This window comes from Pseudomonas sp. MT92 (genome assembly GCF_058792515.1).
On sequence record NZ_JBXAFA010000002.1, the window covers coordinates 413,517 to 434,708 of the forward strand.

Genomic DNA, 21,192 nt, shown 5'->3' on the forward strand with positions numbered 1-21,192 from the left:
CAGCAATTTGATGAGTTTTATCAATTAATACAGCCAAAAAAACAACTTAACAAATCAATCTTGCAGCGTGACACTCAACCCCATACGGCTAGCCAGCCGCCCATAAAGAATAAAAGAGGTGCATATGGCAGGTTTCGACAAGCGCGTGAGTTCCTACGAGGAAGCTCTGGCAGGTCTTGAAGACGGCATGACGGTGATCGCCGGCGGCTTCGGCCTGTGCGGGATCCCGGAAAACCTGATCGCCGAGATCAAACGCAAGGGCACACGCGACCTCACCGTGGTCTCCAACAACTGCGGCGTCGACGGCTTCGGGCTCGGCGTATTGTTGACCGACCGCCAGATCAGCAAAGTCGTGGCCTCCTACGTCGGCGAAAACAAGCTGTTCGAAGAGCAACTGCTCAAAGGCGAAATCGAAGTCATCCTGACCCCCCAAGGCACCCTCGCCGAAAAAATGCGCGCAGGCGGCGCCGGCATCCCGGCGTTCTTCACCGCCACCGGCGTCGGCACCCCAGTTGCCGAAGGCAAGGAAGTGCGCGAATTCCATGGCCGCAAGTACCTGATGGAAGAATCCATCACCGGCGACTTCGCCATCGTCAAAGGCTGGAAAGCCGACCATTTCGGTAACGTGATCTACCGCCACACCGCCCAGAACTTCAACCCGCTGGCCGCCACCGCCGGCAAGATCACCGTGGTCGAAGTCGAGGAAATCGTCGAACCCGGCGAACTGGAGCCGTCGCAGATCCACACCCCTGGCATCTACGTCGACCGGATCATTTGCGGCACGTTCGAGAAGCGCATCGAACAGCGCACCGTGCGTAAGTGATCCCCTGCCCCCGGACCGAATGAAGGAATAACAACAATGGCACTTTCCCGCGAACAAATGGCTCAACGCGTCGCCCGCGAAATGCAGGACGGCTTCTACGTGAACCTGGGCATCGGCATTCCGACCCTGGTCGCCAACTACATCCCCGAAGGCATGGAAGTCATGCTGCAGTCGGAAAACGGCCTGCTCGGCATGGGTCCTTTTCCTACTGAAGAAACCATCGACGCCGACATGATCAATGCCGGCAAACAAACCGTGACCGCCCGTATCGGCGCTTCGATCTTTTCCTCGGCCGAGTCCTTCGCGATGATCCGCGGTGGCCATGTCGACCTGACCGTACTGGGCGCTTTCGAAGTGGACGTACAAGGCAACATCGCCTCCTGGATGATTCCCGGCAAGCTGGTCAAGGGCATGGGCGGCGCCATGGACCTGGTGGCGGGCGCGGAAAACATCATCGTTATCATGACTCACGCGTCCAAGGACGGTGAGTCCAAGCTGTTGTCCCAATGCAGCCTGCCGCTGACCGGCGCCGGTTGCATCAAGCGCGTGCTGACCGACCTGGCCTACCTGGAAATCCAGGACGGCGCCTTCCATCTCAAGGAACGCGCACCCGGCGTCAGCGTTGAAGAGATCGTTGCCAAAACCGCCGGCAAACTGATCGTGCCGGACTACGTTCCGGAAATGCAGTTCGCTGACCAGTGAGGAATCATTCCATGCAAGAAGTCGTCATTGTTGCCGCCACACGCACCGCCATCGGCAGTTTCCAGGGCTCCCTGGCGAACGTATCCGCCGTTGACCTGGGCGCGGCGGTCATCCGTCAGTTGCTGGCGCAAACCGGCCTGGACCCTGCCCAAGTCGATGAAGTGATCATGGGCCAGGTGCTGACCGCCGGTGCCGGGCAAAACCCTGCGCGCCAGGCGTCGATCAAGGCCGGCCTGCCCTTCGCCGTGCCTGCCATGACCCTGAACAAGGTCTGCGGATCCGGCCTCAAGGCCCTGCACCTGGGCGCCCAGGCCATCCGTTGCGGCGACGCCGACGTGATCATCGCTGGCGGCCAGGAAAACATGAGCCTGTCCAACTATGTGATGCCCGGTGCCCGCACCGGTCTGCGTATGGGTAACGCGCAACTCGTCGACACCATGATCAGCGACGGCCTGTGGGACGCGTTCAACGATTACCACATGGGCATCACCGCCGAAAACCTGGCCGAGAAGTACAGCCTGACCCGCGAGCAGCAGGATGCATTCGCCGCCGCCTCGCAGCAAAAAGCCACCGCCGCCATCGAAGGCGGGCGTTTTGTCGATGAGATCACGCCGATCCTGATTCCCCAGCGCAAGGGCGATCCCCTGTCCTTCGCCACCGATGAGCAACCACGGGCCGGCACCACCGCCGAATCCCTGGGCAAACTCAAGTCAGCCTTCAAAAAGGACGGCTCGGTGACTGCCGGTAACGCTTCGTCGCTCAACGACGGCGCCGCCGCGGTGATCCTGATGAGCGCCGAGAAGGCCAAGGCCCTGGGCCTGCCGGTACTGGCGAAAATCGCGGCCTACGCCAACGCTGGCGTGGACCCGGCGATTATGGGCATCGGCCCGGTGTCGGCCACCCGTCGTTGCCTGGACAAGGCCGGTTGGTCCATCGATCAACTGGACCTGATCGAAGCCAACGAAGCCTTCGCCGCACAATCGCTGGCTGTAGCCAAGGACCTGGAATGGGACTTGAACAAGGTCAACGTCAACGGCGGTGCCATCGCCCTGGGCCACCCGATCGGTGCGTCGGGTTGCCGGGTACTGGTGACGCTGCTGCATGAAATGATCAAGCGTGACGCCAAGAAAGGCCTCGCCACCCTGTGCATCGGTGGTGGTCAGGGCGTGGCACTGGCGCTCGAGCGCGCCTAACGCGTTCAACAGGCTGCACGGGGACCCACGAAGAACCGCCGTAGCCTGGTAAAACGCCCGGTGTGACGCAGGTCACACCGGGTTCTTTTTGCCTGGGTTTCAGGCAAATCTGACCAGGTTCAAAATCGGCAAAGGTCCGCCCGGAAACTGTGCCAGCCTGGCCCCGACACTCAGCGTCCCCAGATCGATCCCGAAGAACCCCACTCGCTCGATCAAGTCCACCACCTGCGCCTTGGCGTCGGCATCGTCACCCGAGACAAACAGCACGCGCCGTCCACCCTCCGCTGCCGGATCACGCTCGAGCAATCCCGCCGCCAGGTGGTTGAAGGCCTTGACCACCCGCGCACCGGGCACCCACTCGGCGAACACTTCGCTGGACATACGGCCTTGCAGATCCACCGCTTTAAACGATGGCGCCTCAATCGAGTTGTTGGCATCGATCACGATCCGCCCATCAAACGCCGGCAGACCCGCCAGAGCGGTCGGCAACTTCGACCAGTTCACCGCCACCAGCACGACAGGCTGTGCGGCCGCCTCTTCACGGGTGCCGGCGCGAGCGGTCGGCCCGAGTTCTGCCACCAGTGACGCCAGGCTTTCAGGACCGCGACTGTTGGCGATGACCAGTTCGATGCCTTGACGCGACAGTGCCCTGGCAAACGCTGCGCCGATTGCGCCGGCGCCGATGATTCCGATGGTGCTCATGGTTTTTCACTCCGAGGGGGTTGTGGTTGGAGTGAATACTGCGCTTGCCATTAGCGCTTGATTAGCCGGTAATAACTTGAATGATCTTCAAGCTTTGTTATCAGGTGTCGCCCCATGGAAACCCTCGCCAACCTTGAATCCTTTGTGCGCAGCGCCGAAACGGGGAGTTTTTCCGCGGCCGCGCGGTTGCTCGCACTGACGCCTGCTGCGGTCAGCCGCAATGTGGCAATACTCGAACGCAACATTGGTGTGCGCCTGTTCCAGCGCTCGACACGCAAATTGTCCCTGACGGAAGCCGGCGAACGCTTTCTGGCCAGCATCGGCGGCAATCTGGAGGCATTGCAAACGGCGATCAGCGCCGTGAGCACCGACCGTGGCGAACCCGCCGGCGTGCTCAAGGTGAGCCTGCCACCGACGTTTGGCATCAGTCATGTGTTGCCATTGCTGCCGGCCTTTCTTGTGCGTTACCCGTTGATCCGCCCCGAATGGCACTTCGAAAATCGCCAGGTGGACTTGATCGCCGAAGGCTATGACGCGGCCATCGGCGGGGCGTTCGAGCTGACGCCGGGGGTGGTTTCAAGGAAACTCGTGGCAGCCGATATTGTGGCCGTGGCCTCCCCTGCTTACCTGGCAGGAAAGCACTTGCCTGCCCACCCGTCAGAGTTGTCTCGACTCAATGGCATCGTGATGCGTGGCAGCCGCACCGGGCGCATTCGCCAATGGCTCATGCAAGATGACGCCGGCCATGAAGCCTCGGCCAGCCTGAACGAGAACATCGTGCTCAATGACCCGGCGGCCATGCGAGAGGCGGCGCTACTTGGCTTGGGCGTCACCCTGCTGGTACTGCCTGATGTCCAGGGGCATATCCAGCGCGGCGAGCTCGTGCGCTTGCTGCCGCACTGGCATGCCGATGCGGGGGCGATTTCGCTGTATTACCCGAGCCGTACGCTGATGCCGGCCAAGACCCGGGTGTTCATTGACTTCATGGTCGAGGCGTTTCACCGCGACAGCGCGTGAGGGTTGATCGCCAGTACCAGAGAACCATTGCTCACTGGCGGTACAAGCTTGCTGTCACTCAACCCAGAAACTGCAGGATCAACCAGCTGTTCGCCCCGCTGATCAGCACGAACAACCCCCACGCCAGCACCCGCGTCGGTAACCGGTTCACGAACGGCCCCATGAGCCTGTGATCGTTGGTCATCCGGATCAGCGGGTACAAGGCAAACGGCAATTGCAGACTCAGCACCACCTGACTGAGCACCAGTAACTTGCCAATGGCATCGTCGCCCATCAGCCACACGCCAATGAACGCGGGGATCAATGCCAGCCCGCGGGTGATCAAACGCCGCTGCCAGCAAGGAATCCGCAGGTCGAGGAAACCTTCCATGATCACTTGGCCGGCAATAGTGCCGGTAAAGGTCGAACTCTGTCCCGAAGCCAGCAGCGCAACGCCGAACAGCACGCTGGCCAACGCCCCGCCCACCAGAGGGTCGAGCAGGTGATAGGCGTCCTGGATATCCACGACATCGGTATGCCCGGTCTGGTGAAACGCCGCGGCAGCGAGAATCAGGATGGCCGCGTTGACCAACAGCGCCAGGGCCAGGGAGCCGATGGTGTCGATGCGCGCCAGTTGCACGGCGTCCTGCTTGCTCGCCAGGTCCTTGCCGATCAGCCGGGTCTGTACGATCGACGTGTGCAGGTAGAGGTTATGCGGCATCACCGTGGCCCCGAGAATACCGATGGCCAAATACAGCGGCGCGGCCTCGCCGATGGCGGAGAGTGAAGGCGTGAAACCTCGGGCAACGTCGGGCCAGTAAGGCTTGATCAACAGTAGCTCGACGAAGAAACACGCGCCGATGGTGGCCACCAGCACCAGCATGATCGCTTCCAGACGACGGAAGCCGCGGTTTTGCAGGGCCAGTACCAGCAAGGTATCGAACGCCGTCAGGGCAATGCCGAAGGTCAGCGAACACCCCAGCAGCAAATGGAACGCCAACGCACAGCCCAGCACTTCGGCCAGATCCGTGGCGATGATCGAAACTTCCGCCAGCAGCCACTGCGTGCGCGCCGTCCGCGTGCCGTAGCGCTCCCGGGACAACTGCGCCAGATCACGCCCGGTGGCGATGCCCAGGCGCGAACACAAACATTGCACCACCATCCCCGCCAGACTCGCCAGCAGCACCACGAACAGCAAGCTGTAGCCAAACCGCGAGCCGGCCTCGATGGCGGTCGCCCAGTTGCCCGGGTCCATGTAGCCGATGGACACCAGCAAACCGGGGCCGGCAAAGCGCAGCACACGTTTGAAAAAGGAGGCGTTGGGATCGACGGCAACGCTGCCCGCCACTTCCGGAGGGCAAAAGGGTGCGGTGCCGACTTTGGGCAGGCTGAATTTCACGCGTGGGTCCATCTACAGGTGGGAGACGCCCAGCTTAGACGTTTCAGCGTATACGCAAAACCCTGGGGGAGCCGGGTTGGCGGTGATCAGCGTTTCGCTTCCGATTGTGGAGTTGCCGCTTTCGCTGGCAAGCCAGCTCTACAGAGATGTGCGGTAAGGGAGGGAAATGTTGTATACAAAAAATCAACCGCTATAGAGCAATCCACTGTTCGCAATGCTAACGTTGCCGCCTGAAACAAATTGGAGATGTGCGTGTGCTGATGCTCAAACTGCTGGTCATTCCAGGATTCCTGCTGCTCATTTCCCTGGCCGGTAAACGCTGGGGGCCGAGCGTGGCCGGTTGGTTGTCGGGATTGCCGGTGGTGGTCGGGCCGATTCTGTTTTTCCTCGCCATCGAACAAGGTGAAGCCTTCGCCGCGCAATCGACCATGGCGGCACTGTCGGCGATGTTCGCGATGATCGCCTTCTGTGTGACCTATGCGCAGGTCGCCCAACGCACGGGATGGCCGCTGGCGCTAACGACTTCACTGCTGGTGTGGGCCACGGCGGCGGTGCTGCTGTCGTTGATCCCGCCGTCGCTGCCACTGTCGGTGATCGCCGCCGCAACGGCACTGTTGGCCGCGCCCCACCTGTTCCCGTCGGTACAGCCGATCCTGTCAGGCCCGGCACCCAAGTCCGACAAACTGCTGCTGCGCATGATCGCCGGCGCCCTGCTGACCCTCGCGGTCACCTTGCTTGCCAGCACCGTGGGTGATCGCTGGAGCGGCCTGCTCGCCGTGTTCCCGGTGCTGGGCAGCGTGATGGCAGTGTTTTCCCAGCAAACCCGGGGGCCGGCGTTTACCGCTGCCCTGCTGCGCGCGACGGCGACCGGGATGTATTCGTTCTCGGCCTTTTGCCTGGTCCTGACGCTGGCATTGCCAGCACTCGGGATGAACGCATTCGTCCTGGGAGTGGCGGTGTCCGTGGCGATGCTGGGGGTGACCAAACGCTTGCTGGCACGGCCCGTCGACCCGGCGGCGGACGCTGGACGTACCGCCATCAAGCGCTAGTTGCTTCAGGTCATCGGGCGGACACATTCGATGGTTTCGCACGAGTAGAGCAAAAACCCCGTACGTCAATCGAACGGGTTTCGCTCAACATCAACCTCAGTTCACCACCCACGACTGACTGAGGCCTACACCATGAAATTCTTTTTCCACCCTTCGCCTAATCCGATGAAAGTCGCCCTGCTGCTCGAAGAACTGCAAACGCCTTATGAATTGATCGGCGTCGATACCTTCAAGGGCGAACAACACCTGCCGGCTTTCCTGGCGATCAACCCGAACGCCAAGGTGCCGGCCCTGATCGATGGCGACGCCACGGTATTCGACTCGCAAGCGATCCTGCTGCACCTGGCACACAAACATCAGCGCTTCCTGCCGACCACCGCCGCCGGCAATGCCGAGTTGCTGTCGTGGCTGATGTTCATCGCCACCGGCCTCTCGCCGTTCTCGGGCCAGGCCGTGCACTTCCTGCACCACGCACCGGAGGACCTGCCCTACGCGAAAAACCGCTACCTCAAGGAAGTCGAGCGTCACTACCGCGTGCTCGACCAGCGTCTGGCCGATCACCCGTACCTGGCCGGCGACACCTACAGCATCGCCGACATGGCCCTCTGGGGCTGGGCCAATTACGCGCCGTACATCCTTGGCGAAAACGGCCTGGCGGCCTACCCGAACGTCAAGCGCCTGTTCGATGAAATCAGCGCCCGCCCCGCGGCCCAGCGCGCTCACGGCCTGAAAGGGCAACTGGTGCTGAAAGCCGAATTCGACGAAGAAACCCGCCGTAACCTGTTCCCGCAGAACCAGGCTCAATAACCGTTTCCGACGATCGAAGGTGATGAAATGAGTGATCAAATCGCGTTTATCGTTTACCTGCCCGCCAAACCGGAACGTTTCGACGAAACCCGAGAACGGCTGCTGGACGTCGTGCACCAGATGTCGGCCGAGCCGGATTTCGTCAACACCTGGGTGCACCAACTCCAAGACGACCCGAACACCCTGGTGCTCTACGAAACCTGGAACTGCAGCAAGGAAGACTTCATCACTCGCCACCTGAACAAGCCCTACCGTCAGGCGTATGAACAACGGCTGCCGGAGTTGCTGGCCCGGGAGCGTCGGATCGAGTTTCTGGAGGTGATCAAAAGCTATCCGGTGCGTCGGGAGGATTGACTAAGCCAGACTTTGTAGCGAGGGGGGGCTTGCCCCACCATGTACTGTCTTCATCCCCCTGCAACGGATGATTCGTAGAACAAACGAGGAAATTTCCGACGGCATTTCAGGGTTGGCCGTCGGAAGCCTGGATACTACGATCTGCCTTGGCGGGAGTCGTCAACCGGCACCTTGGCAAGGTGTACTTCATCCAGACAGCAACGACAACTCGCCACAGACCCATTAGACTGACAAGCATTGATTCCGGAGGCCACCATGAGCGCCGAACTTTCCCCCATCGTTTCAGAATTCGAAACCGAAGAGCAGGCCGCCAGCTACGACCGTTGGTTCCGCGCGAAGGTCCAGGCTTCATTGGATGATCCACGCCCAAGGATCCCGCACGATCAAGTGATGGCTGAAATGCGAGCCCTTATCGAATCGAAGCGCAACAAGCGCAATGCTGATTGAGTGGCGGCCTGAAGCGCGGGCCGAACTCTGGCAAATCCTTAATTACATTGGCGATCGTAACGTGGCAGCAGCGATCGACCTGTCCCAAGCCATTGAAGCTGCTACTTCAGCCCTTCCTGAACACCCCTATCTATATCGATTTGGCCGAGTGCCTGGTACCCGGGAAATTGTTGTGCACCCCAACTACCTGGTGGTTTATCAAGTAACGGATCGAATAGAGATCGTGAGCGTTTTACACGCCAGGCAGCAATACCCCTGAGCATCAGCGACCGTCCGTTAGTCCGTACTGGAACCCACCATAACCTCCATGGGATGATCGCCGCCCCATCGCGCGTCCATCCCTGGAGATTTCGAATGTCACTGTTGAGTAAAAAAGCCGTTGTTCTGTTGCTGGCAGCGGCGACCAGTCTTGGGGCCTTGAATGCGTACGCCGCCAAGGCAACGGCCAAGGACACCGCGACGGCGCAAAAAGTCTCCCTGCTCGACGGCAAGTTCACCTTCACCCTGCCCAAAGGTTTCGTCGCCAGCCCGCTGCCGACCAGCCCCACCGGTGCGAGCGGCACCATGTACAGCAACGAGACCACCAAGACCGTGGTGATCGCCGCTGAAAACAGCCTGCCGGAAGGGGTCAAGGTCAAGGACAACGACGGCGAGTTTCTAGACGGCACCGCAGCCGACTTCGACGCCGCGCAACGCAAGGCCCTGCCGGATTACAACAAACTCAGCGAAAAAAGCCTGACCCTGAAAAAAACCGGACTGGGCCTGCGCCAGGTCGACAGCACCGCCACCCAGGGCGGTGGTCAGACCCTCAATACGACGTTGATGGCGGCGTCCGGCAGTCACATGACCGTGGTCCGGGTGATTTCCCGTCCCGGCGACATGGCTGCCCACGAAACCCTGATCAAGCAGATCGTCAGCGGCAAATGAACATCAAGGATTGAGGCGCTGCAACCAGGCACTCAAATCCTTCACCTCGTCGGCGCTGATGTTGTGGCCAACCCCTTGGTAGGCGTGAAACTCAGGTTCGAGTGACGCGCTCTTGAGCAGGCTGTCGGCGTCGGTGCCGTCACTGAACGGCAGGCGTTTATCCGCCGTGCCATGCCCGATGAAAATCGCCAGCGACTGGCGTTTTTCATCCGGTTGCAGCTCCGATTTGAGCACCGGCAGAATCCGTCCGCTCAACGCCGCGATCCCGCCCACTGCTTCGGGGTGGCGCAGGGCGACCTCGTAAGACATGATCGCGCCCTGGCTGAATCCCACCAGAAACACCTTGTCCGCCTCGGTGTGATATTTCTTCGCCGCCTGGGCGACGAAATCCAGCAGCAATTGGGCGCTGGTCTTCAGATCATCTGTCTCGCCGTTGTAGGCACCTTCCCCCTTCTTGCGAAACCACTGGTAACTGCCCTCTTCCATCACCATCGGCGCACGGACCGACAGGTAGGTGTATTGCGCGGGCAAGTCATCCTTGATGCCGAACAGATCCTGCTCGTTACTGCCGTAACCGTGGAGAAAAATTACCAGGGGTTGATCGCGGGAATCGACGTTGGCCTGCTCCAGGTACTTGAGCGGCAGATCGGTTTGCAACGGGGCTTGAGCGTGGACAGCGGCGGACGCCAGCAACGTGAGCAGAGCAAGAAATTTCAACATGGACCTTCCTTCACAGTGCGCAGGATTCGGAACAGAGCCTAACATCTCTTCCCGGCTACGCACTCCCCTGCGAAGGCGTTGACTTGCCAGCGATGGCGATCTCAGCAACCCCATTGCGGGCAAGCCAGCGCCTGCAGGCGAATCGGCTCAGTCGTTGATCAGCTTGCCGACCCGGATCGGATCTCGTCCGGCGACCTTCGCCTGCCAGGTGCCTGGCTGCGTGTAACGGCCGCGGTCGATGGCGAACAACACGCCGCTGGTGCCGGCACAAACCGTGGTGACCTTGTCGTTCAACGGGTCGACCACCTCAAACAGCGCATCGCCCTTCTCCACCCACTCACCGGCATCGCGCAGGAAACTGACCACGCCGTGATGGGGTGCGAACAGGTATTCGGTGCCTTCGAACGGCATGCCTTCGCAGCATTCGACAGGCGCCTCTGGCCAGGTGCCCTGGATGAAACCCTGATCGGCGAGGAAGCCGAGAATGGCTTCGCAATTGGCCTGGGCCTGATCAACGCGGGTGTCGCCCATGCTGCCTAGCTCCAGGGTGGTCGCCAGGTTGGCCGGTGGGATGGCCGCCTCGGGGAACGCCCTGGCCAGACGCAACCATGGCGAGGAACAAGACTCGTCGAACGAGCTACCGCCAGAATCTTCGCACAGCAACGCGACACCGGCCTTCAGGCGCGCAGCCAGGGATCGCCACTGCGGCCAGTGTTGCGGCAGGGCGTAAATGTGGATTGCCGCCTCGAAGTCGCAATGCAGGTCGAGGGTGATATCCGCGTCGCAAGCGTGGCGCAGCAACAGGCGATGCATGGCTTCCAGCTGCGAAGCCGGGCTCGGCAAACCGTCGAGCACCTGGCCCATGGTTTGGCGAATCAGCGCGATATTGGCCTCGGCATCGCTGCCCAGGCGATCACCGATCAACTGCGCCACCGGTGCGCTGAGTTCGACGAACGAGCGGTTGAAGTTCTTGCCGCTGCCCAGTTCGAAGCGGCCCATGTGGCTGCCTTGCAGATGCTGATCCAGCCCAATGGGGTTGGCCACCGGTACCAGTTCGATCACACCCTGCAACCGGCCCTGGTTTTCCAGCTCGGCCAGGCGCTTTTTCAGTTCCCAGGCGGTACGCATGCCGGGCAACTCGTCGGCGTGCAGGCTGGCCTGGATGTAGACCTTGCGAGTGCCCGCGCCATAACGGAACACGCTGAGGGTGCGTTCGGTTCCCAGATGGCTCCAGGGCAGAGTGTGATTGATGCGTTGCATGGGGCGCTCCGATGTCAGCGGCACCAAGATCCCTTGTGGGAGCGAGCAAGCTCGCTCCCACAAGGGATCGCGGCCTGATTGCAAATCATAAAAAATGGCAACCGCGTCAACGGTTGCCACCTTTTTGCACGGTTCGATTACTCGCCGTAAACGTCAAACTTGAAGTACTTGTCCTGCACTTGCTTGTACTTGCCGTTGGCGCGGATTTCGGTGATAGCGGTGTTGAACTTGTCCGCCAGTTCCTTATCGCCCTTGCGCACGGCAATGCCAGCGCCGCCACCGAAATATTTCGGATCGTTGTACTCAGGGCCTACGAACGCGAAACCTTTACCGGCGTCGGTTTTCAGGAAACCGTCGTCCAGGTTGACCGAGTCGGCCAGCAGCGCATCAACGCGTCCCGAGACCATGTCCAGGTTGGCTTCCTGCTGGGAGCCGTAACGCACCAGGACAATGCCGGCCGGTTGCAGCACTTCAGTGGCGAAGCGGTCATGGGTACTGGCGCGCAGCACACCGACTTTCTTGCCTTTGAGTTCGGTCAGCGGGTCCTTCACATCGGAGCCTTCCTTCATCACGAAGCGCGCCGGGGTGTGGTAGTACTTGATGGTGAAATCGACGTTCTTCTTGCGGTCGTCGGTGATGGTCATGGACGACAGGATGGCGTCGATTTTCTTGACCTTCAGTGCCGGGATCAGGCCGTCGAACTCTTGCTCGACCCACGTGCACTTCACTTTCATCTGCTCGCACAGGGCGTCGCCGATGTCCACGTCAAAACCGGTCAGTTTGCCGTCAGGGGTTTTCATCGAAAACGGTGGGTAACCGGCTTCGATACCGATACGGATCGGCTTGGCGTCTTCGGCCACGGCGGTCAGGGACAGCATCGACAGTGCCAGGGCACCGAACATCACTAGCTTCTTCATTTATAACTCCTGTGTGCGGAGGCTTTTATTGGCAGCTTTCGGTCGGTAGCTTGTGGCTGGTAAAGACCGAAGTGGTCGGCAGTCTAGAGTGGCTTCAGGAGGGCAAATTGTGTTTAAGCGACAAATACTTACATAAAAGTGGCCGCAGGAATAAAGGCCAATGGGGTGTGCGCCATCGCGGTGCAAAGGCTGTCAGACAATCCGCCAAATCGAAAAAAAACTTACAAGAATTCAGCTATTTTCCGACCCAAGAATCGCGCTGGCGACCGGGCACTTTTTGCGGCACATTGACCGCCTACCTGCCCCTGAAGAGATGCGTGATGCCGTCCTTGAATCTGATCCAGCACCATCCTGCTGAAGGTCCCGGCGCTATTGCCCTGTGGGCCGAATCCCGTGGTTTGACCCTGAACGTATTTCGCGCCGACCTCGGCCAGTTGCCGCCCGTGAGTGCAGCCCCCGTGATTCTGTTGGGTGGGCCTCATGAGGCGAACGCCGGGCCAGAATGGCTGGAAACCGAACGTCAGTGGCTGGCGGCCAGCCTGGATCAAGGCGCAGCGGTGTTTGCGATTTGTCTGGGGGCGCAGTTACTGGCACTGAGTCTGGGCGGGAATGTGCGGCGGATGGACAGAATGGAAACCGGATGGACGCCCGTGACTTTTGTCGATGGCCAGTCGCTGCAGGTGCTGGAGTGGCACGAAGACGCCATCGACCTGCCACCGAATGCGCAACTGCTGGCCAGCAGCATGCAGTGCGAACAGCAGATGTACCGCGCCGGGCCGACTCGGGTGGGCCTGCAGTTTCATCCGGAGTGGAACGCCGAATCGGTGGCTGTTCTGAATGAGCATTTTGCGGATGAATCGCCATTGCCGCGGGGTCAGCAGGACAGCGCCGCCCATGCAACCGTGTTCGAGTGGTTGCAGGCGACGCTGGATGGGTGGCGGGACGCGTCGTCAGGCACACGCTGAACCTGTGAACCTGGGTACGCGATCGTCAAGAGCATTGAGTCGACTGATGTGGGGCCGTTTCGCGGCCCAGCAGGAACAAGCTCCCTCGCCACCGTTGTTCAGCATTCACATCCAATGGGCGCTGTGGCTGGAGGTTGCACCGCGACGCTCAATTTAAATCCTTCATCCAGCCACCCTGTCACGCCACCGATCATCTCTTTGACCGGATAACCCAGTGCCGCCAGTTTCACCGCTGCCTTGTTCGCGCCATTGCAGTGAGGGCCGGCGCAATAGACCACGAACAGGGTGTTTTTCGGGTAAGCCGCCAGGCCTTCGGCGCTGAGCAATCGCCGCGGAACATTGATCGCCCCCGGTACATGCCCACGTTCGAAGGCCAGCGGGCCGCGCACGTCCAACAGAATGAAATCAACTTCGCCAGCGGCCTGACTGCCATGGACGTCGGAGCAATCGGTTTCGAACGTCAGGCGATTGCTGAAGTGCATCAGGGCAATGGCCGAAGGGGCGGCGGGAATTTCGCGAACCAGGCTGGTCATGGGCAGTACTCCTAAGTGTCGTTGGGTGTGAACACACTTTATCCGCCTGCCCATTGCGGCTAAAGTGGCGCACAAGACACTCACCGGGAATTTTCCGCCAAATGCAGCCTACCCCAGGATCGGTCGCCATTCTGGCCTACGACGGCCTCTGTACGTTCGAGTTCGGCATCGCCGTCGAGATCTTCGGCCTGGCGCGGCCGGAGTTCGATTTCCCTTGGTACGAGCACTGCGTCGCCGCTGTCGATCAAGGACCGATGCGCGCCATGGGTGGCATCCAGGTGCTGGCCGATGGCGGCCTGGAACTGCTCGAACAGGCCCGGACCATCATCATTCCCGGCTGGCGCGATCGCCAGGCAGCGGTGCCCGAGGCACTGCTCGCCGCGCTGCGCCAGGCCCATGCCCGGGGCGCACGGTTGCTGTCGATCTGTTCCGGGGTGTTCGTGCTGGCCGCCACCGGGTTGCTCGATGGTCACCGTGCGACCACACACTGGCGCTACACCACGGAGCTGGCGCAACGCTTTCCGAACATTCTGGTGGACCCCGATGTGTTGTATGTCGATTCAGGCCAGTTGATTACCTCGGCGGGCAGCGCTGCCGGCATCGACGCGTGCCTGCATCTGGTGGCTCGGGATTTCGGCACACAAGTGGCCAATTCGGTGGCACGGCGGCTGGTGATGTCGCCGCAACGCACCGGTGGCCAGGCGCAATTCATTCCGACACCGGTCAGTCCCGCGCCGCGCAGTGATCTTTCCCGCGTCATGCAGTGGGCACGGGAGCGTTTGCATGAGCCGCTGGAAGTACGTGACCTGGCCAGCGAAGCGGCCATGAGCGAGCGGACCTTCCTGCGCCGCTTCAGCGAAGCCAGCGGCCAGTCACCCAAGGCCTGGCTGCAACATGAACGCCTGGGCCGCGCCCGCGAACTGCTGGAAAGCACCGATCAAAACACCGAGCAGGTTGCCCTGCGCTGTGGTTATCGTTCGGTGGAGAGCTTCCGGGTGGCGTTTCGCAGCGTGGTCGGTGTACCGCCGTCGGTGTATCGGGAGCGGTTTGGGCGTGGGGTCAAGGCCCTTTCTTGAGGAGGCCTTGTGGGCTCCATCGTCAGAACGCCGCCCGAACAGACAGGAAAATCCTCAAGGCTTGCGCAAAAGATAGGTGTCCATGATCCAGCCATGGGCCAGTCGGGCCGCCTTGCGCACCCGCTCGATCTCATCCGCCACATCCTTGAGCTTGCCGCTGATCAGGATTTCATCCGGCGTCCCCAGGTAGGCCCCCCAGTAAATGTCGGTCTCCCGATCCGCTACCTGATGATAGGCATCCTGGGCATCGAGCATCACCACCAGGCTGTCGGCATCGCTCACCTGACCGGCGGCGAGGCGCCGGCCGGTGGTGATTTCAATCGAGCCGCCAATTTGATTGAGCGTCACCTTGTGCTGCGCCGCCAACGCCTGAACGCTGGTGATGCCCGGGATCACCTCGAATTCGAAGGCACAGGCGCCTGACGCCAGAATCGCCTGCAAGATGCGCAGGGTGCTGTCATACAACGCCGGGTCACCCCAAACCAGGAAACCACCGCACTGGTCGTCGGACATTTCCTCATTGATCAGCCTCTCGAAGGTCCGCTGCCTGGCCAGGTTCAGGTCGTCGACACTGGTCTTGTAGTCCACATCCCCGCGCTCGCGCTCAGGGCTGCGGGCTTCGACGAAGCGATATTGGCGATCGGTGATGTAGCGTTCGCAGATGTCACGGCGCAGGTCGATCAGCGTGTCCTTGCTCTGGCCCTTGTCCATCAGGAAAAACACGTCGACCTTGTTCAGCGCCTTCACTGCCTGAATCGTAATGTAGTCGGGGTTGCCGGCACCGATGCCGATGACCAGTAGTTTTTTCATCCGCATCTTTCCTCGGGCTCAGCGCCCGCCAAGCGCAATCGCCAGCAACCCTGGAACCGGAGCTCGACGCTCGACAGCGGCTCGACATCAATCAGATTGAATGCCGAACCGTGCAGCACGTACGTCAGCGCGGCGCGGATGACAAACGGATGCGTCACCGCCACCACATGTCCCGGTGTCGCCTGCAATGTCGTCAGCCAGGCGCCCACCCGCTCAGTCACCTGGATCACCGACTCGCCACCGTGGGGCGCCGAAGCCGGGTCGGCGAGCCAGGACTGTAGCCATTGCGCTTCGGATTTTTGCAGGTCATTGATGCGCTGACCGCTCCAGCGCCCGACATCGCAATCGCGCAATGCCGCGACCACCTCAGCGTGGCTGCCGAACAGTTCGGCGGTCTGCCGTGTACGCAGTTCCGGGCCGCACAACAGCCGTGGAGCATTTTTGAATTGAGCACGACGGGAACCCCGCGCCGATTGCCAATCCATCTCCAGAGGTTCATCCGTAGGAAACCTCGCCAACTTTTGTGCGACGGTTCGAGCGTGGCATATCAGGGTCAAACGGGTCGCCTGCACGAAGGATTACTCTGTCGATAGAAAGTGAGGTACGGCGACTTGCCGGTGGTCGCGCAATTGTGACGCAAGAAAGGTGGTCGAAGGGGCCTTTCGTCTGACAACAAAAGCTGTCTTCGATCTGTTTATAGGCAATGCCCTACACGCCTGGCCGTCATCCCCGTCGCCATCGGCGTACAGGCATTTCGCTCAATTTTCGGCGTTGAAAAACCGCAGCAAAATTAACTAGACAGGCCGTGCGCCTTAATTAAATACTGATTTCAACGGATTATCGCCCCCATCCAGCAGGAGCCCGGATGCCCTCATTTAACGACCCGATCATTGACACCCGTCTGGACAGTTCACCGTCCACAGCCACGCGCCACCCGATCAGTCCCGGCCTCTGCAACGAGGCAGGCCTGATACCGCGCGCGGTCAATCCGCAATAGCACCTGAAAAAGAGCGGCGTCCGACAAGACAACCGCCGATCAATCCGTGGAAACCGACAGTGATCGTCAGGTTCGGTGCCAGCCACCGAACGCTTTGATACAGGAGTGCATCCATGCTGGTGTTGCGTCCAGTGGTGTTAACCGACCTGCCCCAATTGCAGCGGCTGGCCCGCGAAAGCCTGGTGGGCATTACGTCGCTGCCAGACGACCGCGAATGCTTGCACGATAAAATTCTCGACTCATGCACCTCGTTCGAGCAATCCGTCCAGAGCCCGGGCCCGGAAAGTTACTTCTTCGTGCTGGAAGATTCGGCGACGCGGCGACTGGCGGGCTGCTCGGAAATTCTCGCCATGGCGGGTTTCAGCGAGCCGTACTACAGCCTGCGCAACCGCAACTTCAACAGTGCCTCGCGGGAGCTGAACATCGAGCATGGCGTGCCGGCTCTGTCGCTGTGCCACGACCTCGGCAGCCATACCTTGCTGCGCGGTTTTCATATCGATCCGACGCTGGTGCGCACGGCGTATTCCGAACTGTTGTCACGGGCGCGACTGCTGTTCATCGCCGCCCACGCGCCGCGCTTTGCCGACGGGGTCATCAGCGAAATCGTTGGTTTCAGCAACGATGACGGGCATTCGCCGTTCTGGGATGCGCTGGGCAAGCACTTCATCGACCTGCCCTATGTCGAGGCCGAGCGGCTCTGCGGGCTTGAGAGTCGAGCGTTTCTTGCCGAACTGATGCCGCAATACCCGATCTACGTGCCAATGCTGCCCCAGGCCGCGCAAGACTGCATCGGCCGGGTTCACCCCGATGGCCAGGAGGCCTTCGATATCCTCGAGCGCGAGGGTTTCCAAACCAACAGTTATGTCGATCTCTTTGACGGCGGCCCAACGCTGTATGCGCGCACCGGTGGCATTCGTTCCATCGCGCAAAGCGTGACCGCCACGGTGAAACCCGGCTCATCCATCGACGCCCGTGGCCGCTACCTGCTTTGCAATGACTCGCTGGAGAATTACCGCGCCATCGTCGCCGACCTGGACTACCGCGCCGGACAGCCCCTGACCCTGGACACCGAGATGTGCGCGGCCCTGAAGGTGAGCGAAGGCAGCCCGATCCGGCTGATTGCCTTGTGATCCGCTTCCCTCACGGCGCACAACGACCGTCCCCGTGCAGGCTCGCGCAAGGAGTTGCAGCATGATAGTTCGTCCGGTCCAGGTGACCGATCTGCCCGCCCTGCTCGCACTGGCCCGGCAGGCTGGTTGCGGATTGACGTCGCTGCCGGCCAACGAAGAGCGCCTGCTTCACCGATTGCGCTGGGCACAAAGAACCTTCGCCGAACAAGTCGAGCGCGCCGACGCCGATTACCTGTTCGTCCTCGAAGACGACGACCAGCAAGTGGTGGGCGTCAGCGCCCTGACCGGGGCCGTGGGCCTGCGCGAACCCTGGTACAGCTACCGGGTCGGGCAGACGGTCAGCTCATCACCGGACCTGGGCATCGAGCGGCACATCCCGACCTTGTTCATGAACAATGAAATGACCGGTCAATCGGATCTGCGCTCGCTGTTCCTGCGGCCCGATCGACGTCAGAGCCATCACGGCCGGTTGCTGTCCCTGGGGCGTTTGTTGGTCGTGGCCGAGTTTGCGCACCTGTTCGGGGACAAGATAATCGCCGAACTGCGCGGCAGCGCCGACGAAAAAGGCTGCTCTCCCTTCTGGGACAGCGTCGGTCGCCACTTCTTCAAAATGGACTTCAAGCACGCCGATCAATTGTCGTGGCTGGGCAACAAAGCGTTCATCGCGGAACTGATGCCGCGCCAACCGCTGTACGCCTGCCTGCTGACCGAACAGGCCCAGGCGGTGATCGGCAAGCCTCACGCAACGGCCGAGCCGGCCCTGAAGATCCTCACCGCCGAAGGTTTTGCCCACAAGGGTTACATCGACATCTTCGACGCCGGCCCGGTGATCGAGTCCCCCGTTTCGAACATCCGCAGCGTGCGCGACAGTCAGTTACTGGAGCTGACCATCGCCCCCCCGGACGATCAGGCTCCCGTGTGGCTGATCCACAACCGTCGCCTGGAAAACTGCCGCATCACCGCCACCCCGGCGCGCCAAGTGGGCGACCGCCTGATCGTCGACCGTCTCACCGTCAAACGCCTGCAACTGCAACCCGGCGATTCGGTCCGCGCCGTACCGCTGCGCCCACAACAGCCGCAGGCGGTGGCGGCGTAATCGCTCCCGAGTCGCCCACTGTTGGGCATCATCTGCAAATTCGTCATCATTCTCGACCGCCCCCCGTGATAGCCTTTTACGTCTTCGGCGTTGACACTTTTGCTCAAGCCCTTCCATTCCCATTGGTGGAACTCATATGTCCAGGCTTTCTCATCAAGATTTGCGCCGCAGTTTTCGTCAATTACTCGCATCCAACACCTGCTACCACACGGCGTCGGTCTTCGACCCGATGTCGGCGCGCATTGCGGCGGACCTGGGGTTTGAAGTGGGTATTCTCGGCGGGTCGGTCGCGTCGCTGCAGGTACTGGGTGCCCCAGACTTCGCCTTGATCACCCTCAGCGAGTTCGCCGAGCAGGCCACCCGCATCGGCCGCGTCGCCCAACTGCCGGTGATCGCCGACGCCGACCATGGCTATGGCAACGCACTCAACGTCATGCGCACCATCGTCGAGCTCGAACGTGCCGGCGTGGCCGCCCTGACCATCGAAGACACCTTGCTGCCGGCGCAATTCGGCCGCAAATCCACGGACCTGATCACCGTTGCCGAAGGCGTCGGCAAGATCCGCGCGGCCCTGGAAGCCCGGTGTGACTCGGAATTGGCAATCATCGCCCGCACCCACGCAGGGATTCTTCCGGTGCAGGAAATCATCAGCCGCACCAAGCAATACCAGGCCGCCGGGGCGGATGGCATCTGCATGGTTGGGGTGAAGGATTTCGACCATCTGGAACAAATCGCCGAGCACCTGAGTGTGCCGCTGATGCTCGTGACCTACGGAAATCCGTTGTTGCGTGATGACAAACGCCTGGCCGAACTGGGCGTGCGCATCGTCATCGACGGCCACGGCGCCTACTTCGCCGCGATCAAGGCCACCTACGACAGCCTGCGCGAACAACGACAAATCTTCACCCAGGCCGCCGACCTGAGCGCAACCGAATTGACTCACACCTATACGCAACCAGCGGAATACATCCGTTGGGCGGAAGAGTTCATGCACGTTAAAGAGTGAGGGCGACAAACGTTAATTGCGTGAAACCCCATCCCCTGCTCGCGATGGACGTCAACGATGACGCGGGCTGTCTGAATGCCCGCGTTGCCTGGACGTTCATCGCGAGCAGGCTCGCTCCTACAGTGGACCCGGTACACCTGCAGGTGACTGGTCGGCTTTCAGGCCGCCTCAATAAACATCAAACCGAATCGAGCAGCTCGTACTGAGAGCGACCATCGCTGCAGCAAATGACCCGGTTACGCCCCGTCGTCTTGGCCTCGTACAATGCCTGGTCGGCATCGCCGAGCCACGAGGTCGCGTCACTGTGGCCAGGGTTGAACGCCGCCAAACCGATGCTAAGGCTGACTTTCAGCGCCGGGTTTTGCTCGTAGCCCAACGTGGCAAAGCGATCACGCAGCGCCTCCATGACCGCCGCCGCGTTGTTCAAGGGCAAATCCGGAAGAATCACGCAAAACTCATCACCGCCATAACGCCCGGCGACGTCGGTGGCACGCAGGTTCTGCTTGAGCATCTTGCTCAGCTGTCGCAACACGATGTCGCCGGCGACGTGACCGTAAGTGTCATTGATGTTTTTGAAATGATCGATGTCGATCAGCGCAATCGCCCCACCCTGGTGCTGGCGCTGGCAACGCTGAAACTCGACTTCCAGTTGATCCTTCCAGGCGCCGTGGTTGAGCAGACCGGTCAGGCTGTCGGTTCGGCTCAGGGCCAGTAATTCACTTTTTTGCCGGCCGAGGGTATGGGCCTGGCGAAAGCAGAGCCAGCCCAGCGCCAGCGGGTAAAAACACATCAGGGGCAAGCAGGCGTAGAGTTGTAACTGACTGGTTTCTGGAATGAACAGCGGCTTGAAAATCAGCCACCCGATGCCGATCCCCAGGATCTGCGTGACGCTGCCCGCCAACAGAAAACGCAAGCCGCCGATCGCCACATTGTTCATGGCCATCATGGAAATGGTGGTCGCGCTGGGCAGCGGATTGAACTGCATGGCTGCGACCCAGAAGCCACCCAGAAAGGCGTCAACCAGCAGGTTACGGTGTTCGGCATGATAGGGAGCCTTGGCCCGACGCGCCGATTGATAGGCCAGGTGCGGCCAGATCAGACCGTTGAACAGCATCAGTGCCCAGACCCAGGGTGCCGGGTTCAGGGGGTACATCGCCACACTTACGCACAACAGCCCCAGCACCAGGCCGAGCATGCGCGACGTGTAGAGCCTCCTGGCCAGTGAAAGTCCTTTCACTCCCGTCTTTCCCATTGGGCCCCCTCCACAGAGCGGTACCTGATGA

General features: G+C 61.0%; 25 protein-coding genes. 16 read left to right on the plus strand and 9 right to left on the minus strand.

What is annotated here, in order from left to right; translation table 11 throughout:
* The first annotated feature begins 124 nt into the window (after nucleotides 1–124).
* From AC1Q6D_RS04995 to AC1Q6D_RS05005, 3 genes are read left to right on the plus strand one after another with little or no spacing between them, the layout of a single operon-like run.
* Nucleotides 125–823 carry a CoA transferase subunit A gene (locus AC1Q6D_RS04995; RefSeq protein WP_047530551.1) on the plus strand — a complete coding sequence of 233 codons (699 nt, stop codon included), beginning with the start codon at nucleotides 125–127 and terminating at the stop codon, nucleotides 821–823.
* A 36-nt stretch (nucleotides 824–859) separates the two neighbouring features.
* Nucleotides 860–1,525, plus strand: a complete 666-nt coding sequence (locus AC1Q6D_RS05000) for a CoA transferase subunit B (RefSeq protein WP_103405443.1) — start codon at nucleotides 860–862, stop codon at nucleotides 1,523–1,525.
* 11 nt (nucleotides 1,526–1,536) lie between these two features.
* On the plus strand, nucleotides 1,537–2,718 hold the full coding sequence (locus tag AC1Q6D_RS05005; protein ID WP_103405444.1) for an acetyl-CoA C-acetyltransferase: 1,182 nt from the start codon (nucleotides 1,537–1,539) through the stop codon (nucleotides 2,716–2,718).
* 99 nt (nucleotides 2,719–2,817) lie between these two features.
* On the opposite strand, the gene AC1Q6D_RS05010 is transcribed toward AC1Q6D_RS05005, so the two are convergent.
* Nucleotides 2,818–3,420, minus strand: a complete 603-nt coding sequence (locus AC1Q6D_RS05010; RefSeq protein ID WP_103405445.1) for an NADPH-dependent F420 reductase — start codon at nucleotides 3,418–3,420, stop codon at nucleotides 2,818–2,820.
* A 114-nt stretch (nucleotides 3,421–3,534) separates the two neighbouring features.
* On the opposite strand from AC1Q6D_RS05010, the gene AC1Q6D_RS05015 reads away from it, so the two are divergent.
* Nucleotides 3,535–4,437: a LysR family transcriptional regulator gene (locus AC1Q6D_RS05015; protein WP_103405446.1), complete on the plus strand. Its 903-nt coding sequence runs from the start codon at nucleotides 3,535–3,537 to the stop codon at nucleotides 4,435–4,437.
* 58 nt (nucleotides 4,438–4,495) lie between these two features.
* Here AC1Q6D_RS05015 and AC1Q6D_RS05020 read toward each other — a convergent pair whose 3' ends face one another.
* Nucleotides 4,496–5,815, minus strand: coding sequence for an Nramp family divalent metal transporter (locus tag AC1Q6D_RS05020; protein ID WP_103405447.1), 1,320 nt, complete (start codon nucleotides 5,813–5,815; stop codon nucleotides 4,496–4,498).
* A gap of 254 nt (nucleotides 5,816–6,069) precedes the next feature.
* Between AC1Q6D_RS05020 and AC1Q6D_RS05025 the strand changes: the two genes are divergently transcribed.
* From AC1Q6D_RS05025 to AC1Q6D_RS05050, 6 genes are all read left to right on the plus strand, one after another.
* Nucleotides 6,070–6,864: a hypothetical protein gene (locus tag AC1Q6D_RS05025; RefSeq protein ID WP_103405448.1), complete on the plus strand. Its 795-nt coding sequence runs from the start codon at nucleotides 6,070–6,072 to the stop codon at nucleotides 6,862–6,864.
* A 132-nt stretch (nucleotides 6,865–6,996) separates the two neighbouring features.
* Nucleotides 6,997–7,671: a glutathione S-transferase family protein gene (locus AC1Q6D_RS05030; RefSeq protein WP_103405449.1), complete on the plus strand. Its 675-nt coding sequence runs from the start codon at nucleotides 6,997–6,999 to the stop codon at nucleotides 7,669–7,671.
* 27 nt (nucleotides 7,672–7,698) lie between these two features.
* Nucleotides 7,699–8,025 carry a putative quinol monooxygenase gene (locus tag AC1Q6D_RS05035; RefSeq protein WP_103405450.1) on the plus strand — a complete coding sequence of 109 codons (327 nt, stop codon included), beginning with the start codon at nucleotides 7,699–7,701 and terminating at the stop codon, nucleotides 8,023–8,025.
* A gap of 255 nt (nucleotides 8,026–8,280) precedes the next feature.
* Entirely contained in the window at nucleotides 8,281–8,472 is a 192-nt protein-coding gene (relB, locus tag AC1Q6D_RS05040; protein ID WP_103405451.1) for a type II toxin-antitoxin system RelB family antitoxin, read from the plus strand.
* A complete protein-coding gene (locus AC1Q6D_RS05045) occupies nucleotides 8,462–8,731 on the plus strand; it encodes a type II toxin-antitoxin system RelE/ParE family toxin (RefSeq protein WP_090462998.1) in 270 nt (89 codons plus the stop codon). The genes relB and AC1Q6D_RS05045 overlap by 11 nt, the downstream gene beginning before the upstream one ends.
* A gap of 95 nt (nucleotides 8,732–8,826) precedes the next feature.
* Nucleotides 8,827–9,399: a DcrB/PsbP domain-containing protein gene (locus AC1Q6D_RS05050; RefSeq protein ID WP_103405452.1), complete on the plus strand. Its 573-nt coding sequence runs from the start codon at nucleotides 8,827–8,829 to the stop codon at nucleotides 9,397–9,399.
* Nucleotides 9,400–9,402: 3 nt separating this feature from the next.
* Here the strand turns inward: AC1Q6D_RS05050 and AC1Q6D_RS05055 are convergent, their stop codons facing one another.
* The 3 genes from AC1Q6D_RS05055 to AC1Q6D_RS05065 all read right to left on the minus strand — a co-directional run bounded on the left by AC1Q6D_RS05055 (nucleotide 9,403) and on the right by AC1Q6D_RS05065 (nucleotide 12,296).
* Nucleotides 9,403–10,119 carry an alpha/beta hydrolase gene (locus AC1Q6D_RS05055; RefSeq protein WP_103405453.1) on the minus strand — a complete coding sequence of 239 codons (717 nt, stop codon included), beginning with the start codon at nucleotides 10,117–10,119 and terminating at the stop codon, nucleotides 9,403–9,405.
* A gap of 147 nt (nucleotides 10,120–10,266) precedes the next feature.
* Entirely contained in the window at nucleotides 10,267–11,379 is a 1,113-nt protein-coding gene (locus AC1Q6D_RS05060; protein WP_103405454.1) for a succinylglutamate desuccinylase/aspartoacylase family protein, read from the minus strand.
* Between the two features lie 137 nt (nucleotides 11,380–11,516).
* Entirely contained in the window at nucleotides 11,517–12,296 is a 780-nt protein-coding gene (locus tag AC1Q6D_RS05065; RefSeq protein WP_047530580.1) for an ABC transporter substrate-binding protein, read from the minus strand.
* Between the two features lie 320 nt (nucleotides 12,297–12,616).
* On the opposite strand from AC1Q6D_RS05065, the gene AC1Q6D_RS05070 reads away from it, so the two are divergent.
* Entirely contained in the window at nucleotides 12,617–13,261 is a 645-nt protein-coding gene (locus tag AC1Q6D_RS05070) for a type 1 glutamine amidotransferase (RefSeq protein ID WP_103405481.1), read from the plus strand.
* 98 nt (nucleotides 13,262–13,359) lie between these two features.
* Here AC1Q6D_RS05070 and AC1Q6D_RS05075 read toward each other — a convergent pair whose 3' ends face one another.
* The gene (locus AC1Q6D_RS05075) at nucleotides 13,360–13,794 is read right to left on the minus strand and encodes a rhodanese-like domain-containing protein (protein ID WP_047530586.1); all 435 of its coding nucleotides are present in this window, start codon (nucleotides 13,792–13,794) and stop codon (nucleotides 13,360–13,362) included.
* 101 nt (nucleotides 13,795–13,895) lie between these two features.
* Between AC1Q6D_RS05075 and ftrA the strand changes: the two genes are divergently transcribed.
* Nucleotides 13,896–14,870, plus strand: coding sequence for a transcriptional regulator FtrA (ftrA, locus tag AC1Q6D_RS05080; protein WP_103405455.1), 975 nt, complete (start codon nucleotides 13,896–13,898; stop codon nucleotides 14,868–14,870).
* A gap of 54 nt (nucleotides 14,871–14,924) precedes the next feature.
* Here ftrA and cobF read toward each other — a convergent pair whose 3' ends face one another.
* Both cobF and AC1Q6D_RS05090 read right to left on the minus strand, forming a co-directional pair.
* A complete protein-coding gene (gene cobF / locus AC1Q6D_RS05085) occupies nucleotides 14,925–15,680 on the minus strand; it encodes a precorrin-6A synthase (deacetylating) (protein WP_103405456.1) in 756 nt (251 codons plus the stop codon).
* Nucleotides 15,677–16,252 carry a histidine phosphatase family protein gene (locus AC1Q6D_RS05090; RefSeq protein WP_103405457.1) on the minus strand — a complete coding sequence of 192 codons (576 nt, stop codon included), beginning with the start codon at nucleotides 16,250–16,252 and terminating at the stop codon, nucleotides 15,677–15,679. Before AC1Q6D_RS05090 ends, cobF begins: the two co-directional genes overlap by 4 nt.
* Before the next feature lie 293 nt (nucleotides 16,253–16,545).
* Here AC1Q6D_RS05090 and AC1Q6D_RS05095 point away from each other — a divergent pair, with 293 nt between their 5' ends.
* From AC1Q6D_RS05095 to AC1Q6D_RS05110, 4 genes are all read left to right on the plus strand, one after another.
* Entirely contained in the window at nucleotides 16,546–16,677 is a 132-nt protein-coding gene (locus tag AC1Q6D_RS05095; protein WP_256590340.1) for a hypothetical protein, read from the plus strand.
* Nucleotides 16,678–16,790: 113 nt separating this feature from the next.
* Nucleotides 16,791–17,807 carry an arginine N-succinyltransferase gene (locus AC1Q6D_RS05100; RefSeq protein WP_103405458.1) on the plus strand — a complete coding sequence of 339 codons (1,017 nt, stop codon included), beginning with the start codon at nucleotides 16,791–16,793 and terminating at the stop codon, nucleotides 17,805–17,807.
* Between the two features lie 61 nt (nucleotides 17,808–17,868).
* Nucleotides 17,869–18,903, plus strand: a complete 1,035-nt coding sequence (gene astA / locus AC1Q6D_RS05105) for an arginine N-succinyltransferase (RefSeq protein ID WP_103405459.1) — start codon at nucleotides 17,869–17,871, stop codon at nucleotides 18,901–18,903.
* A gap of 136 nt (nucleotides 18,904–19,039) precedes the next feature.
* Complete coding sequence (locus tag AC1Q6D_RS05110; protein ID WP_047530601.1) at nucleotides 19,040–19,909, plus strand: isocitrate lyase/PEP mutase family protein; 870 nt, start codon at nucleotides 19,040–19,042, stop codon at nucleotides 19,907–19,909.
* Between the two features lie 178 nt (nucleotides 19,910–20,087).
* Here the strand turns inward: AC1Q6D_RS05110 and AC1Q6D_RS05115 are convergent, their stop codons facing one another.
* Complete coding sequence (locus AC1Q6D_RS05115; RefSeq protein WP_103405461.1) at nucleotides 20,088–21,161, minus strand: diguanylate cyclase; 1,074 nt, start codon at nucleotides 21,159–21,161, stop codon at nucleotides 20,088–20,090.
* Nucleotides 21,162–21,192: the final 31 nt, after the last annotated feature.

Coding starts and splice junctions, on each gene's coding strand:
- AC1Q6D_RS05070 (WP_103405481.1), top strand. CDS start 12,617: ATGCCGTCCTTGAATCTGATCCAGCACCATCCTGCTGAAGGTCCCGGC.
- relB (WP_103405451.1), top strand. CDS start 8,281: ATGAGCGCCGAACTTTCCCCCATCGTTTCAGAATTCGAAACCGAAGAG.
- AC1Q6D_RS05030 (WP_103405449.1), top strand. CDS start 6,997: ATGAAATTCTTTTTCCACCCTTCGCCTAATCCGATGAAAGTCGCCCTG.
- AC1Q6D_RS04995 (WP_047530551.1), top strand. CDS start 125: ATGGCAGGTTTCGACAAGCGCGTGAGTTCCTACGAGGAAGCTCTGGCA.
- AC1Q6D_RS05110 (WP_047530601.1), top strand. CDS start 19,040: ATGTCCAGGCTTTCTCATCAAGATTTGCGCCGCAGTTTTCGTCAATTA.
- ftrA (WP_103405455.1), top strand. CDS start 13,896: ATGCAGCCTACCCCAGGATCGGTCGCCATTCTGGCCTACGACGGCCTC.
- AC1Q6D_RS05115 (WP_103405461.1), bottom strand. CDS start 21,161: ATGGGAAAGACGGGAGTGAAAGGACTTTCACTGGCCAGGAGGCTCTAC.
- astA (WP_103405459.1), top strand. CDS start 17,869: ATGATAGTTCGTCCGGTCCAGGTGACCGATCTGCCCGCCCTGCTCGCA.
- AC1Q6D_RS05055 (WP_103405453.1), bottom strand. CDS start 10,119: ATGTTGAAATTTCTTGCTCTGCTCACGTTGCTGGCGTCCGCCGCTGTC.
- AC1Q6D_RS05100 (WP_103405458.1), top strand. CDS start 16,791: ATGCTGGTGTTGCGTCCAGTGGTGTTAACCGACCTGCCCCAATTGCAG.
- AC1Q6D_RS05045 (WP_090462998.1), top strand. CDS start 8,462: ATGCTGATTGAGTGGCGGCCTGAAGCGCGGGCCGAACTCTGGCAAATC.
- cobF (WP_103405456.1), bottom strand. CDS start 15,680: ATGAAAAAACTACTGGTCATCGGCATCGGTGCCGGCAACCCCGACTAC.
- AC1Q6D_RS05005 (WP_103405444.1), top strand. CDS start 1,537: ATGCAAGAAGTCGTCATTGTTGCCGCCACACGCACCGCCATCGGCAGT.
- AC1Q6D_RS05010 (WP_103405445.1), bottom strand. CDS start 3,420: ATGAGCACCATCGGAATCATCGGCGCCGGCGCAATCGGCGCAGCGTTT.
- AC1Q6D_RS05095 (WP_256590340.1), top strand. CDS start 16,546: ATGCCCTCATTTAACGACCCGATCATTGACACCCGTCTGGACAGTTCA.
- AC1Q6D_RS05065 (WP_047530580.1), bottom strand. CDS start 12,296: ATGAAGAAGCTAGTGATGTTCGGTGCCCTGGCACTGTCGATGCTGTCC.
- AC1Q6D_RS05075 (WP_047530586.1), bottom strand. CDS start 13,794: ATGACCAGCCTGGTTCGCGAAATTCCCGCCGCCCCTTCGGCCATTGCC.
- AC1Q6D_RS05060 (WP_103405454.1), bottom strand. CDS start 11,379: ATGCAACGCATCAATCACACTCTGCCCTGGAGCCATCTGGGAACCGAA.
- AC1Q6D_RS05015 (WP_103405446.1), top strand. CDS start 3,535: ATGGAAACCCTCGCCAACCTTGAATCCTTTGTGCGCAGCGCCGAAACG.
- AC1Q6D_RS05035 (WP_103405450.1), top strand. CDS start 7,699: ATGAGTGATCAAATCGCGTTTATCGTTTACCTGCCCGCCAAACCGGAA.
- AC1Q6D_RS05050 (WP_103405452.1), top strand. CDS start 8,827: ATGTCACTGTTGAGTAAAAAAGCCGTTGTTCTGTTGCTGGCAGCGGCG.
- AC1Q6D_RS05000 (WP_103405443.1), top strand. CDS start 860: ATGGCACTTTCCCGCGAACAAATGGCTCAACGCGTCGCCCGCGAAATG.